Genomic DNA, 13910 nt, shown 5'->3' with positions numbered 1-13910 from the left:
CGCCGTCCGGGCCGGGGCCATCGGGGCGCAGGTCCTCGGCACGCAGCTCCCCGGGAGGCAGCTCTTCGCCACCCAGGTCTGCGGGCGGCAGCTCTTCGGCGCGCCGGTGCTCCGGGGCGAGGTCTCCGGGGACCGCCCGGTCCAGGTGCCCCCACTCCGTCTCGGCCGACGCGCGCTGCCGGCCGCGATGGCGGAGGCGGTGGCGGATGAAATGGACGGCGGCCTCCGCGTCGTCCACCGTGATGGTGAAGCTCCGCCCGTCACCAAGGGTGAGGACCAGGCCCTCGCCTCGGCGCACCACGACCGCCGTGCCCTTCTCCGGGAGCCAGCGGTAGCCCCAGCCACCCCATTGGCGCGGGGTGACCGACGGGGCGAATTCGGCGCCGACCACGGTGTCGAGCGGGATGCGCCGACGCGGCACGCCCATGTGGCCGCAGCGCACTTCGAGGGCGTGCCCGTCCACCGTGAGCTCGACGTACACGAAGGCGAGCGTCCCGAAGAGCACCAGCAGTCCCGCCGCGACGCAGCCGACCACCGCCATCAGCAGGGCCGCGGTACCGGAGCTCCACGGGAGTTCCACGGCCAGCTCGATACCCAGGGCCACACAGGCCGCTCCGGCGGCGGCGAGCGCCCACTGGACGCGGTTGGTGGCCCGCCCGGTCCAGACGTCGGACACCGGGTCCGTGCGCGGTCGCTCGTCGCGGGAGTGGTCCTTCATGAGTAGCAGCGTACTCACGGACCGCGATCACGGCTCTTCGCGCGGGGCCGGTCCGACGAGCCGCCCGGCGCCTCAGCGCGTCGGCGCGGCGGCCCCGAGGAGGCGGCCTTCGGCGTACGTCAGGGCCGCGTGCGGGAGCTCGGCCCGGCGGCCGCTGAGCAGCACGGTCACGTCCGTGGCGGGGGTCGCGGAGGGCTGCGGAAGGGCGCCGATGCGGCGCAGTGCCTGGGCGGCGACCGCGTCGGCCGAGCCGTACAGCTCCACCGGCGGGCGGCCGGCGGGCTGTACGGCCGTCCGGATGCGTTCGGCGACCAGCTCGTAGTGGGTGCAGCCGAGGACCACGGCCCTGACATCGGTAGGGGTGAGCGCGGCCGCCGCGGCGACGGCCCGGTCGATGGCGTCCTCGTCGGCGTGCTGGACCGCGTCGGCGAGACCGGGGCAGGGCACCTCGGTGACGTCGGCGGAGCCGGCGAAGTCACGGATGAGCCCGCGCTGGTAGGGGCTGCCCGTGGTGGCGGGGGTGGCCCAGATGGCGACGGCCCCGCCGCCGGCCGCGGCCGGCTTGATCGCCGGGACGGTGCCGATGACCGGGATCGCGGGCTCCAGCTCGGCACGGAGGGCCGGCAGGGTGTGGACGGAGGCGGTGTTGCAGGCCACGATCAGCGCGTCGGGCCGGTGCGCGGCGGCCGCGCGGGCCACGGCGAGGGCACGTGTGGTGAGGTCGTCGGGCGTACGGGGCCCCCAGGGCATGCCGTCGGGGTCCGAGGAGAGGACGAGAGCCGCGTCCGGCCGCAGCCGACGCACCGCGGCGGCCGCCGCCAGGAGGCCGATTCCGGAGTCCATGAGCGCGATCTTCACCCGGTCACCCTAGCCGACACCCCTTGCCGTCCCGTCGTTGTGGGGCAGACTGCGACGAATGAGCACCATTGCGTGGATCGCCCTGGGGTCGGTGGCCGCCTGGGTGTGGCTGCTGCTGGGGCAGGGCTTCTTCTGGCGTACGGATCAGCGCCTGCCGCGCCGCACGGACCCGCCGCGGTGGCCGTCGGTCGCCGTGGTGGTGCCGGCCAGGGACGAGGCGGAGGTGCTGCCGCTGAGCCTGCCGTCCCTCCTGGCGCAGGACTATCCGGGACCGCTGGAGATCTTCCTCGTGGACGACGGGAGCGAGGACGGTACGGGGGACGTGGCACGCGCTCTGGCCGTACGGTGCGGAGGGCCGCCGTTGACGGTGGCGTCGCCCGGGGCGCCGGAACCCGGCTGGACCGGGAAGCTGTGGGCGCTGCGGCACGGAATCGGGCTCGCACGCGCGCGTGGGGAAGGAGAAGGGGCGGGCGGTCCGGCGTACCTGCTGTTGACGGACGCGGACATCGCGCACGAGCCGGACAGCCTGCGCGAGCTGGTCGCCGCCGCCACCGCGAACGGCCTCGACCTGGTGTCGCAGATGGCACGTCTGCGGACGGCGACCGCCTGGGAGAGACTCGTCGTGCCGGCGTTCGTCTACTTCTTCGCGAAGCTGTATCCGTTCCGCCGGGTCAACAAGCCGGGGGCGCGGACGGCGGCCGCAGCGGGCGGGTGTGTACTGCTGCGTACGGAGACGGCCGAGCGGGCGGGCGTTCCGGAGTCGATTCGGCACGCCGTGATCGACGACGTGGCACTGGCCCGGGCGGTCCGGAAGGCCGGTGGCCGGATCTGGCTGGGGCTGGCCGACCGGGTGGACAGCGTCCGTCCGTATCCCCGGCTGGTGGATCTGTGGCGGATGGTGGCCCGCAGCGCGTACGCCCAGCTGTGGCACAACCCGGTCCTGCTGATCGGGACGGTGGCGGGTCTGGGGGTGGTGTACCTGGCGCCGCCCGCCGCCGTGTGCGCGGGCCTGTTCGCGGGGGACGCGAGGGCCGGGGTGCTGGGTGCGGTGGCGTGGGCGATGATGGCGGGGACGTACGTCCCGATGCTCCGCTACTACCGGCAGTCGCTGTGGCAGGCGCTTGTGCTGCCTTTCACGGCGTCCCTCTATCTGTGCATGACGGTCGATTCGGCGGTTCGGCACTACCGGGGCCGCGGTGCCGCCTGGAAGGGCCGCACCTATCCTCGTCCCGAGGCCCTGCCGGAGAGGTGACGGCTCATCAGGTCCGGAACCGGAAAGACGAAGCCCGCACCACAGCGCACTTTTCCCGGCACGTGGAGTAACGCCGACCGAATTCGATGTTGATGCGAGGGGAAGACTCCGCCCGCCCGGCGGAACATTGATCCAATTTAAGCATGGACATGCAGAAGCCCCGTCCCCGCCCACCACCCGCCGGATTTATGTATGGGGCACCTTGCGGACGCGTCTCGGCACGCACCGCGGACCTGCCGGTAACCCCCCGCCAGCCTGGCCTTTACACGGACGGTGACCGTTTTTCCCAGGTTCGCTCGTATTGGCGATCCGCCGCCACTCACGCCGCGTAAAACAACCTGCTTATCGGCCTCCCCAACCAGCACATCGTGGGCTTAACTTATGTGTCATGACCTCCCCCCGTTCCTACGGCGGCGCTTACTACGACGCGCCGTCGTTCCCGGACACCCCGATCTACGACTCTCTCGTCGCGGAACGGGGCACGCCTCAGATCGCGCCGATCCGAGTGCCCGCCGCCTACGACACCGGCAACTCCTACCTGCCGGCGCTCCCCGCGGCCCTTCCCGCCCTCCCGGCGGCTCCCTCCCAGCCCATGCCGTCCTACGGCGGCTCGTACGGTTATCCCCAGCAGGCAGCGCCGCAGCCCGCCCCGCTGCAGCACATGCCGGCGCCGTACATCCCGCAGCAGCCGACGGCCCCCCGCGGTGGCTACGGCTACCCGGGGCCACAGCCCCAGCACCAGTCCCGGCCGGTTCCGACCGGGTACGAGGCGATGCGTCCGGCGGCGCCGCGGCCCGTTCCGGCGCCCGCGCCCTCCCCGTACGACGACCCGTACAACCGCCCCTATCGGGGCGGGGGGTACTGACCGTTCCCTAGGGATGTCATGCGTGCTGGCAGGATGAGGTCATGCCGAATCCTGCCCTGCACTCCCTGTACGTCCGTCCGGTCAAGTCCCTCGGCGGGTCGTCACCCGTCGAGGCGGCGGTCGAGCCTTGGGGGCTCACCGGGGACCGCCGCTGGATGCTGATCGACGCCACGGCGAAGGTGGTCACCCAACGTCAGCACGCACGGCTGGCGTTGGCCTTCGCGGAGCAGTCGCCCGACGGGGGGATCAGGGTGTCCGCACCGGGCATGGAGCCGCTGCCGGTCGCCGTACCGGAGCCGGCGGCCATCGTTCCGGCGGACATCTTCCAGACGAAGGTGGAGACGGTACCGGCCGGGGCGGCCGCCGACGAGTGGTTCAGCACCTACCTGGGCGAGGACGTCCGGCTGGTGCACCTGGACGACCCGGCCCGCCGCCGTCCCATCAACCCGAAGTACGCGCGGCCCGGGGAGACCGTCAACTTCGCCGACGGCTACCCCGTACTCGTCACGACCGTCTCCTCGCTGGACGCCCTCAACTCCCTCATCGCCCAGGGCGACCACCCCGACGAGGGCCCGCTGCCCATGGACCGCTTCCGGCCCACCGTGGTCGTCGAGGGCACCGCCCCCTGGGCCGAGGACCACTGGACGCGTGTCGCGATCGGCGAGGTCACCTTCCGCGTCGCCAAGCCGTGCGCCCGCTGCGTGGTGACCACCACCGACCAGCGAACCGCGCAGCGCGGCAAGGAACCGCTGCGCACCCTGACCCGGCACCGCCTCATAGGCAAGAAGATGATCTTCGGCCAGCTTCTGGTCCCCGAGCACACCGGCACCCTGCGGGTGGGCGACCCCGTGGAGATCCTCGGCTAGCGGCCTCTCGGTCCGTCGCAGAGGCCGCATAGGCCGTGGCTTCATGGGAACCCGGGAGCCCCGCAGACGCGTTGACGGACACGAAAGGGGGTGCGGGCTTGTGCGTGCGGTCGTCGGACTCTGGCGCTGGCGGCACAATCCCCTGTGCCGGACCACCGATCTCGCCGAGGCCTGGGTGGCGCTCGTCGCCCTGCTGATGATCTGTGTCGCCGCTCCGGTCACCGGCCTGGTCACCGGGGCGCTGACCCACGCCTCGCTCCAGCAGTCGGCGCGGCTGGAGCAGGAGCAGCGCCATCCCGCCACCGCCCGGGTGCTCGACCACGACGAGCGGGCCGAGAACCCGCGGCCGGCGGCGCGCGACACGGAGGCGGCCACCGACCACCAGATACGCAGGTCGGTGCCGGCCCAGTGGACCGGGCCCGACGGCACGCTCCACACCGGGCCGCTGACCACCGCGCGGCACGACGCCGCCCCGGGCGACACCTTCCGCATCTGGACGGACGGCCGGGGCCGGCCGGTCGACCCGCCCATGACCGAGGAGACCGCACTCGACCACGCCGTGCTCGCGGGCATCGGCACCACGCTCCTGTCGGCCGGACTCGTCGAAGGTGTCAGGCGGGTCGTCGTATGGCAGCTGACGCAACGGCGGTACGCGCGACTGGACCGTGCCTGGGCGCAGGCAGGTCCGGACTGGGGCAGGACGGGCGCGGGCAGCTGACCTCGTCGTCACCGCGGTGGCCGACCGGTCAACTCGCCCCCGCCGCGCGCGCTACGGTGGTGCGATCGTCCGGAAAAACGCGCGGCGCACGAGGTGGGGGCAGAGCAGCACCATGGCACAGGGCACGGTCCAGGTGACGCACACCGGCACATCGCGGTGGCGGCGCCGCACGGGCGAGTACGCGTCCCTCGCCGCGGCCCTGGAGGCCGCCGGTGACGGCGATGTCCTGACCATCTCCCCCGGGACGTACCGGGAGAATCTGGTCCTCCAGCGCGCCGTCACCCTGCGGGGCACGGAAGGCGCGGTCGGTTCGGTACGCATCGCCCCCGCCGACGGGGTACCGCTGACCGTGCGGGCCTCGGCCACCGTGCAGGACCTGTACGTGGAGGGCCAGGACACCTCGGCGCCCGCGCTGCTGATCGAGGACGGCACCCCGGAGCTGCTGGACCTGCGGATCGTGACCCGCTCGGCGGCCGGGGTGGAGGTGCGGGGAGCGGCGCGTCCCACCGTACGGCGCTGCACGGTCGACAATCCGGCGGGGGTGGGCATCGGCGTTCTGGACGGTGCGGGCGGCGTGTTCGAGGAGTGCGAGGTGGTCTCGGCGGGACAGTCGGGCGTCTCGGTGCGCGGTGGCGCGCACCCCCGCCTGGAGCGCTGCCGGGTCCACCACGCCTCCGGCGCGGGGCTGTCCGTCACGGGTGAGGGCAGCGGCCTGGAGGCGATCGGCTGCGAGGTGTACGAGATCAAGGGCAGCGGCGTCCAGATCGCCTCCCGGGCCGCGGCCCACCTCACCGACTCGTCCGTGCACCGGACGACGGCCGACGGGATCACCCTCGACACGGACGCCGTGCTGACGCTCTCCGACTGCGACATCCACGACATCCCGGAGAACGCCGTCGACCTGCGGTCCCGTTCCGTGCTGACGCTGACCCGGTCGACGGTGCGGCGGTTCGGCCGCAACGGCCTGTCGGTGTGGGACCCGGGCACGCGGGTGGACGCCAACCAGTGCGAGATCCACGACAGTACGGGCGACTACCCGGCGGTCTGGGTCAGCGACGGTGCAACGGCCGTCCTGGACTCGTGCCGCGTCCACGACGTGCCGGACGCGCTGTTCGTCCTCGACCGCGGCTCGCGCGCCGACGTGGTGGACAGCGACCTCTCCCAGGTGCGGAACACGGCGGTGTCGGTCAGCGACGGTGCCACCGCGCAGCTCGACGACTGCCGTATCCGGGAGGCGTCCACCGGGGCCTGGTTCCGCGACCACGGCAGCGGCGGCACCCTCAGCGGGTGCACCATCGACTCCGTACAGACCGGTGTCATCGTCACCAAGGGCGCCGATCCGACGATCGAGCGGTGCACGGTCACCTCCCCCGCCGAGGCGGGGTTCTATGTGTCGGCGGAGGGCCGCGGCACCTTCCAGGGCTGCCGGGTGACGGGCAGCGGGGGATACGGCTTCCATGTCATGGACGGCTGTCGTACGACGCTGAGGCGGTGCCGTACGGAGCGGTGTACACGCGGTGGATACGAGTTCGGAGAGGAGGGGCCCGTCGTCGAGGACTGCACCGGCGACGAGAGCGGCGTCCTGACCGCCCGGACCGGGACGACGTCTCCGGCCGCGACCCTGTCGGTCGGCGGACTGCTCGGTACGGTGGCTTCCCGCGTCGAGCCCCGAGTGCCGCTCCAGTCCCTGCCCCCGGCACCGGCGGAAAGCCCGGCGGCGGCCGTGCCGGAGCCTCCCGCGCGCAGCTCCCAGGACGTACTGGGCGAACTCGACGCTCTGGTGGGCCTGGACAGCGTCAAGCGCGAGGTCCGCACCCTCACCAACATGATCGAGGTCGGCAGGAGACGCCAGGAGGCCGGCCTCAAGGCCGCATCCGTCCGCCGCCACCTGGTCTTCACCGGCTCCCCCGGCACCGGCAAGACGACCGTCGCCCGGCTGTACGGCGAGATCCTGGCGTCCCTGGGGGTGCTGGAGCGCGGGCACCTCGTCGAGGTGTCACGCGTGGACCTGGTGGGCGAGCACATCGGCTCGACCGCGATCCGCACCCAGGAGGCGTTCGGCCGGGCGCGCGGCGGGGTGCTGTTCATTGACGAGGCGTACGCGCTGTCCCCCGAGGACTCGGGGCGGGACTTCGGGCGTGAGGCGATCGACACGCTGGTGAAGCTGATGGAGGACCACCGGGACGAGGTCGTGGTGATCGTCGCCGGGTACACGGCCGAGATGGAGCGGTTCCTGACCGTCAACCCGGGTGTGGCGTCCCGCTTCTCACGGACGATCACCTTCAACGACTACGTCCCCGACGAGCTGCTGCGGATCGTCCGGCAGCAGGCGGAGGACCACGAGTACCGGCTCGCCGAGGGGACGGCCGAGGCGCTGCTGAAGTACTTCACGGAACTGCCGAAGGGGCCCGCGTTCGGCAACGGCCGTACCGCCCGTCAGACGTTCGAGTCGATGGTCGAACGGCACGCGGGCCGGGTCGCCGGGCTCACCGAGATGAGCACCGACGACCTGACCCTGCTCTACCCGGAGGACCTGCCCGAGCTGCCCTGAGCCTCGTCGGATGAGCCTGCTCCGCCGCGCTGCTCGGGTACCGGCGCCGGCAGCGGCAGGGCGGGCGGAAGCCGGTCGAGCAGTACGGTGCGTTCCTTGGCGAACACCGGGTCGGCCTGGTAGTCGCCGTGACCCAGGATCGGTTCGGGCAGCGGGTGCTCGTGGGTGCGGCCGTAGACCACCGGATCGCGCAGCGCCCTGTGGTCGACCTCCGGCTTGCCTCCTTCGGCGGGGAGGTTCACCGGGCCGCCTATCGGATCGGTGCGGCGCCACAGGTTGCGCCAGCAGTGCAGCTCCCGGTGGAGGGCGCCCAGGGGCCCCGGCCCGAAGTAGGCGGGGAACCACCGTCCGTACAGCCGCTCCAGGGGCGATCCGTAGGTGAGCAGCGCGACCCGGCGGCGGGTGCCGGCCGGGAGCTGCCAGACGGCCGCCGCGGCCAGCACGCTGCCCTGGGAGTGTCCGGAGATGACCAGGCGCCCGCCCGTACGGCTGGTCCAGGACGACATGCGCCAGGCCAGATCCGGCACGGCCCGCTCGGCGTAGCAGGGCGGGGCGAAGGGGTGGGCGGCGCGCGGCCAGAACGTGCCGACGTCCCAGAGGATGCCGATGGTGCGGCGGGCGGAGGCGTCCTTGTAGGCGCGGCGGCCCCAGGTGACGAACAGTATGAAACCGAAGCCGATCAGCCAGGACCCCAGCGCCTGCGCCGTCTCGGCCGCGCTCTCCACGAACGGGTGCCGTCCGGTGAAGGCCCTGCCGGGGACCGTTTCGCTCACCCACGCGCCGACGAGCGCTCCGGCGCCCAGCAGGAGGGTCGCGCCGGAGACGAGGCCGACGATGGCGGGTGCCGCGTCGGTGAGGGCGGCACGCGCGCGCGTGCCGGCGATGCGGCGGGTACGGACGGCGTCCGGCTTCTCGCCCTCGTACTCGGCCTCCACGACGGGCGCCAGGCGGCGGGCGGTGAGCGCGGTGCGGACGGCGAGGACGACCGTGGGGACGAGCAGCAGGACCAGCAGGACGGGGATGACGGAGGCCTGCCAGCTGAGCAGCACGGGCGGCCCGATGGGGTCCTCCCCGGTGCCGGGTGTGGCCGGGCCGTCGAGCCAGTCGGCGACGCGCTGCGCGACGCCGCCGCTCATGACGCCGCCGAGCGCGCAGGCGAGCATCGCGACGGCGGGGCCGCCGAGCCCGTACAGGACGGTACGGGCGTGGGGGGCGCGCCGGTGCAGCCGCAGCGCCACGACGGCGAGGGCCAGGACGAGGGCGCCCTGGGAGAGGACGATCACGCTGAACGTGGTGTCGCCGGGAAGGGTGCCGGCGGAGCGCCAGCCGGGGCGGGACGAGGCGGCGTAGAGCACCGCGAGGACGAGCAGGGCGATGGAGGTGCCGGGCAGCCAGCTGACGACGGCGCGGTCGAGTTTGTTGTCGAGCCGCTTCTCGCTGCGGCCCCGGCGGCACACGACCCAGATGACGACCAGCGCTCCGGCGAACAGGGCGGCCTCCAGGACCCAGCCGAGCGCCTCACGGGCCGCACCGGCCGTGTTCCGGTCGTACCGTGCCGCTGCCCCGCCGACCGCGGCGGCCACGGTGAGGAACCCGGCGGCGGTGTGCGCGGCACGCAGCCGGGCGACGAGGCGCCGCCCGTACCAGAAGCCGGGCCGGCCGAGCGCGGGCCGCAGCCGCCGACCGGGCGTGCCGTCGCCGTCCAGCGCGCCCCGGGGCGGGCGCTGGGCCTCGTACGCGCTCCAGGTGCGGTTGGACAGGTACCACAGGAGCCCCACCAGTGCGGTGGGGACGACGGCGGCGAGGGCCAGGCGGCGGCCGGGCTGGGACCACCAGCCGCCCTCGGCGGCCGACATGAACCCGAGCCAGGACCGTTCCTGCGTACAGCGGGCGGACCCGGCGCACTGCCAGGCCGTCAGGTCCAGGGCGACCTCGCACGCGGCGGCCGTGAGCAGCACCGTCAGGCTCAGGGCGACGAGCCGCACCAGCACGCCGTAGAGCCGGACGGAAGCGGCCTGGCGCTCGGCGGGCGGACGCATCCAGTGGGCCAGGTTGGCCACCATGAACGGCAGGAGCAGCAGCCATAAGGCACGGGAGCCGTTGCCGGACGTGAGGTTGCACCAGCAGTACGCCTCCGGGACCGGCCGTCCGTCGGCGAACCGTTCCGGTTCCTTCTCCGCGTGCTGGTCGACGGTGCGCCGGTAGATCGCCGCCGTCTTGTCGCCGGTCACCCGTACGGTACGGGGATCGTCGAGCATGAGCTCGGGCGTGGTGCCACCGACGCCGTGGACCAGCAGTTCCAGCGCGGCGCCGGGGCGCGTGGGCTCCGGGGTGGCAGGGGGCACGTGGGGGGCTCCCTCTCAGAGTGGGGTCGGAGTGCGGGGCGGGTTCGGGTGACCGGCGGTGACCGGACGTGACAAGAATCGTCGAACGCGGGGGTGGACGGCAGGGTTCTCACGGAATCTCCCCCGGTCTGGCCGGCAGCGTGCAGCGTGTGACAGGAGGCCGGTCTGTCGCCGCACGGCCCGTGGCAGGATGATGACCCTTGGCCAGCGGTGTTGACGATAGGGAAGGACCGGCCACTGCGGTGAGCGACAACCAGAACCTCCTCGCGGAGCAGCGGCGCGCCTTGATCCTGGACGAGGTGAGGCGGCGCGGCGGGGTACGGGTCAACGAGCTCACCCGCAGACTCAACGTCTCCGACATGACGATCCGCCGGGACCTTGACGCGCTGGCGCGGCAGGGCGTCATCGAGAAGGTGCACGGCGGCGCCGTGCCGCTCGTCGAGGCGAGCACTCATGAGCCGGGGTTCGAGGCGAAGTCGGCGCTGGAGCAGGGCGCCAAGGAGGACATCGCGCGGGCGGCCGCGGTGATGGCGACGCCGGGCAGCGCGATCGCCCTGTCGGGTGGTACGACGACGTACGCGCTGGCTCAGCATCTGCTGGACGTGCCGGATCTGACGGTGGTGACCAACTCGGTGCGGGTGGCCGATGTGTTCCACACCGCGCAGCGCACCGGTTCGGGCGGTGCGCCCCGGCCGGGCGCGGCGACCGTGGTGCTGACGGGCGGGGTGCGGACCCCGTCGGACTCGCTGGTCGGGCCGGTGGCCGACCAGGCGATCCGCTCGCTCCACTTCGACGTGCTGTTCCTCGGGGTGCACGGCATCTCGGTGGAGGCCGGGCTGTCCACGCCGAACCTCGCGGAGGCGGAGACCAACCGGCGCTTCATCCGCTCCGCGCGGCGGGTGGTGGTCGTGGCGGACCACACCAAGTGGGGCACGGTCGGTCTGAGTTCCTTCGCGCGGCTGGACGAGATCGACGCCCTGGTGACGGACGGCGGCTTGTCGGACGAGGCCCGCGCCGAGATGACGGAGCACCTGCCGGGGCTGGTCGTGGCGGGCGAGGAGGACGCCGCCTGACGGTCGCTCCCGGTGGGCACCGGCACGGGCCTCGGCACGCATACGATCGCGGCATGGCCCTGTTCCGGATCGTCCGTGATGCCCCGCTGTCCCCCGCCGAGGCGTGGCGGCGGCTCACCGACTGGCCGGCCCATGCGGCGCGGGTCCCGTTGACCCGTGCCACGGCGGTGACTCCGGGGCCCGTGCGGGCGGGCAGCCGGTTCACGATGCGTACCGGGATCGGGCCCGCAGGGTTCGACGACCCCATGGAGGTCGTCCGCTGCGAGCCGCCGGGGCCGGACGGTACGGCCGGGGGCGCGGGCGCGGGCATGGGCGTGTGCCGGCTGGAGAAGCGCGGCCGGGTGATCACCGGGTGGGCCGAGATCGAGGTGCGGGAGACCGCTCCGGGCTCGGTCCGGGTGACGTGGACGGAGGAGCTGCGCGTACGCGGCTTGCCCCGGGTGTGCGACGCGGTGCTCGCGTGTGCGGGCCGATGGGTCTTCGGCCGGGCCCTGTCCGGCCTCATGGGGGACAACTGACGGGCCACCAGCTATGGTGTGGGGCCCAGGTCGTGTCCGCGAAGTCCCGTCAGCCGGGCGGCGCCTGTCGACGCAGCACGTCGCGTCGTGGCTGCGGGTCGCCGACGCCCCTGCCGCGGCGGGGGCCCCGCCGCCTTGCGGTCGCACGCACCGGACGACATCGCCCGGTCCGCCTTCCGGGCGGACGCACTGCTTCGCGGGCCCTGCCTGGCGCCGCCATCCCCCTCACATGCTGGAGGTACGGTCCCATGGCACGCCGACTGCGCCCGGTGCGGCTCGACTTCCTCGAGTCCGCTCCCCTGCGTCTCGTCTTCGACACGGAACTGGCCGCGCCGCCCCCGGCGGTGTACCGGGCACTCGCCGACGAGGTCGCCGACAGTCCTTCCTGGTTCACCGCCATCGCCGCCGCCCGGCCGACCGCCGGCGGCGCCGGCCGGGAGATACGGCTGCGCGGCGGTGTGGTCTTCCAGGAACGGATCATGGTCACGGACGCGGGTGAACGCTACGCCTACCGGGTCGAGGAGACCAACGCCCCCGGCGTACGGGCGCTGATGGAGGAGTGGCTTCTGACACCGGCACCGCACGGGACCGGCACCCGCGTGCGGTGGACGATGGCGGCCGAGGGCACCGCACCGTTCCGGCTGGTGATGCGGCTGGCCCGGTCCGGCGTGGGCCGGTCGTTCCGGGACGCGATGCGCAACCTGGACCGCAGACTCGCGTCGTCACCGGCCCCGTGACATCTCACTCGTCCGGCGCGCGCGGGCGCCGGGCATCCGGGGTAGGCCGTCCGGGGGCCGGTCATCCGGGCCGGCCATCCGGCATCGGTCATGGCGGGCCGGTCATCCGGCATCGCTCATGGCGGGCCCGTCCGGCCAGACGCCGCTGCTGAGGAACTCGTCGATGGCGGCGCTGTACGGGGCGATGTCCAGGCCCTGTTCGGCGAGCCAGGTGTCGGAGTAGTACTTGTCCAGGTAGCGGTCGCCCGGATCGCAGATCAAGGTGACGACGCTGCCGGTGCGGCCCTCCGCGACCATCTCGGCGACGATCTTCAGCGCGCTCCACAGGCCGGTCCCGGTCGAGCCGCCCGCCTTGCGCCCGATGGCGTTCTCCAGGGCCCGTACGGCGGCCACGCTCGCCGCGTCGGGCACCTTCATCATCCGGTCGATGGCGCCGGGCACGAAGCTCGGCTCCATCCGGGGCCGGCCGATGCCTTCGATGCGCGAGCCGCAGTCGCTGGAGGCGTCGGCGTTTCCGGTGGTCCAGCCCTCGAAGAAGCAGGAGTTCTCGGGGTCGGGGACGCAGAGGCGGGTGTCGTACATCATGTAGTGGACGTAGCGGGCGATGGTCGCGGAGGTGCCGCCCGTTCCGGCCGTCGCGACGATCCAGGCGGGTTCCGGATAGCGCTCCAGCCTCAGCTGCTGATAAATCGACTCGGCGATGTTGTTGTTGCCGCGCCAGTCGGTGGCCCGCTCCGCGTACGTGAACTGGTCCATGTAGTGACCGCCCGTGGCGATGGCGAGGGCGGCGGACTCCTCGTACATCTTGCGCGAGTCGTCGACGAAGTGGCACTGCCCGCCGTGGAATTCGATGAGACGGATCTTCTCCGGGCTCGTGGTGCGCGGCATCACGGCGATGAACGGCACACCGATCAGGCTCGCGAAGTAGGCCTCGGAGACGGCGGTCGAGCCGCTGGACGCCTCGATGACGGGCTTCCCGGGACGGATCCAGCCGTTGCACAACCCGTAGAGGAACAGCGAACGCGCCAAGCGGTGCTTGAGGCTGCCGGTCGGGTGGGTCGACTCGTCCTTGAGGTACAGGTCGATACCCCACCGCTCGGGCAGCGGGAAGCGCAGGAGGTGCGTGTCGGCGGACCGGTTGGCGTCCGCCTGGACCTTGCGCACGGCTTCTTTCAGCCACGTCCGGTACGCCGGGTCACTGCGGTCCACGTCGATGGTCGTGGCCGGTCCGGCCGGCTGCTGCGTCTGCTCTGCTTGCCCCATGGTGCTCACGCGCCACTCCTCGTCCTTCTCTCCCCTGCTGCCCCACCCCGAACATACCTCCCTCACCTGCACAAACGATGACTTTGATGCCCCATAGGGAACGCTTGCAGAGCCGGTCGGCACGGCATGGGGGCGCACCGCCCGGT

Annotated in this window: 11 protein-coding genes and 1 pseudogene; 8 read left to right on the top strand and 4 right to left on the bottom strand. The window is 72.9% G+C overall.

The window, feature by feature from the left end; translation table 11 throughout:
• Window positions 1–190 precede the first annotated feature (190 nt).
• Window positions 191–718 (bottom strand): annotated as a pseudogene (locus ABT360_RS03805) (hypothetical protein); the annotation flags it as partial.
• Between the two features lie 72 nt (window positions 719–790).
• Entirely contained in the window at window positions 791–1576 is a 786-nt protein-coding gene (locus tag ABT360_RS03800) for a glutamate racemase (protein WP_351810162.1), read from the bottom strand.
• A 58-nt stretch (window positions 1577–1634) separates the two neighbouring features.
• On the opposite strand from ABT360_RS03800, the gene ABT360_RS03795 reads away from it, so the two are divergent.
• The 5 genes from ABT360_RS03795 to ABT360_RS03775 all read left to right on the top strand — a co-directional run bounded on the left by ABT360_RS03795 (window position 1635) and on the right by ABT360_RS03775 (window position 7828).
• Entirely contained in the window at window positions 1635–2828 is a 1194-nt protein-coding gene (locus ABT360_RS03795; RefSeq protein ID WP_351810159.1) for a glycosyltransferase, read from the top strand.
• Window positions 2829–3216: 388 nt separating this feature from the next.
• Window positions 3217–3693 (top strand): DUF6643 family protein, encoded by a 477-nt coding sequence (locus tag ABT360_RS03790; RefSeq protein WP_351810156.1) that lies wholly within the window; start codon window positions 3217–3219, stop codon window positions 3691–3693.
• Window positions 3694–3734: 41 nt separating this feature from the next.
• Window positions 3735–4559 carry an MOSC domain-containing protein gene (locus ABT360_RS03785; protein WP_351810153.1) on the top strand — a complete coding sequence of 275 codons (825 nt, stop codon included), beginning with the start codon at window positions 3735–3737 and terminating at the stop codon, window positions 4557–4559.
• Window positions 4560–4659: 100 nt separating this feature from the next.
• Window positions 4660–5277 (top strand): Rv1733c family protein, encoded by a 618-nt coding sequence (locus ABT360_RS03780; RefSeq protein ID WP_351810150.1) that lies wholly within the window; start codon window positions 4660–4662, stop codon window positions 5275–5277.
• Between the two features lie 112 nt (window positions 5278–5389).
• A complete protein-coding gene (locus tag ABT360_RS03775) occupies window positions 5390–7828 on the top strand; it encodes a right-handed parallel beta-helix repeat-containing protein (protein ID WP_351810147.1) in 2439 nt (812 codons plus the stop codon).
• Here ABT360_RS03775 and ABT360_RS03770 read toward each other — a convergent pair.
• Window positions 7798–10173 carry a hypothetical protein gene (locus ABT360_RS03770; protein WP_444852172.1) on the bottom strand — a complete coding sequence of 792 codons (2376 nt, stop codon included), beginning with the start codon at window positions 10171–10173 and terminating at the stop codon, window positions 7798–7800. The two genes, ABT360_RS03775 and ABT360_RS03770, sit on opposite strands and share 31 nt — an antisense overlap.
• Window positions 10174–10415: 242 nt before the next feature.
• On the opposite strand from ABT360_RS03770, the gene ABT360_RS03765 reads away from it, so the two are divergent.
• The 3 genes from ABT360_RS03765 (at window position 10416) to ABT360_RS03755 (ending at window position 12501) form a co-directional block, all read left to right on the top strand.
• The gene (locus tag ABT360_RS03765; protein WP_351810144.1) at window positions 10416–11246 is read left to right on the top strand and encodes a DeoR/GlpR family DNA-binding transcription regulator; all 831 of its coding nucleotides are present in this window, start codon (window positions 10416–10418) and stop codon (window positions 11244–11246) included.
• Window positions 11247–11299: 53 nt separating this feature from the next.
• Window positions 11300–11764: an SRPBCC family protein gene (locus ABT360_RS03760; RefSeq protein ID WP_351810141.1), complete on the top strand. Its 465-nt coding sequence runs from the start codon at window positions 11300–11302 to the stop codon at window positions 11762–11764.
• A gap of 248 nt (window positions 11765–12012) precedes the next feature.
• Window positions 12013–12501 carry an SRPBCC family protein gene (locus ABT360_RS03755; RefSeq protein ID WP_351810138.1) on the top strand — a complete coding sequence of 163 codons (489 nt, stop codon included), beginning with the start codon at window positions 12013–12015 and terminating at the stop codon, window positions 12499–12501.
• Between the two features lie 102 nt (window positions 12502–12603).
• Here the strand turns inward: ABT360_RS03755 and ABT360_RS03750 are convergent, their stop codons facing one another.
• The gene (locus ABT360_RS03750) at window positions 12604–13764 is read right to left on the bottom strand and encodes a PLP-dependent cysteine synthase family protein (RefSeq protein ID WP_351810540.1); all 1161 of its coding nucleotides are present in this window, start codon (window positions 13762–13764) and stop codon (window positions 12604–12606) included.
• Between the last annotated feature and the right edge of the window lie 146 nt (window positions 13765–13910).

This window comes from Streptomyces sp. NPDC000229 (genome assembly GCF_040300825.1).
Taxonomy (GTDB): Bacteria; Actinomycetota; Actinomycetes; order Streptomycetales; family Streptomycetaceae; genus Streptomyces.
This window is presented reverse-complemented; position numbering and strand designations above follow the sequence as displayed.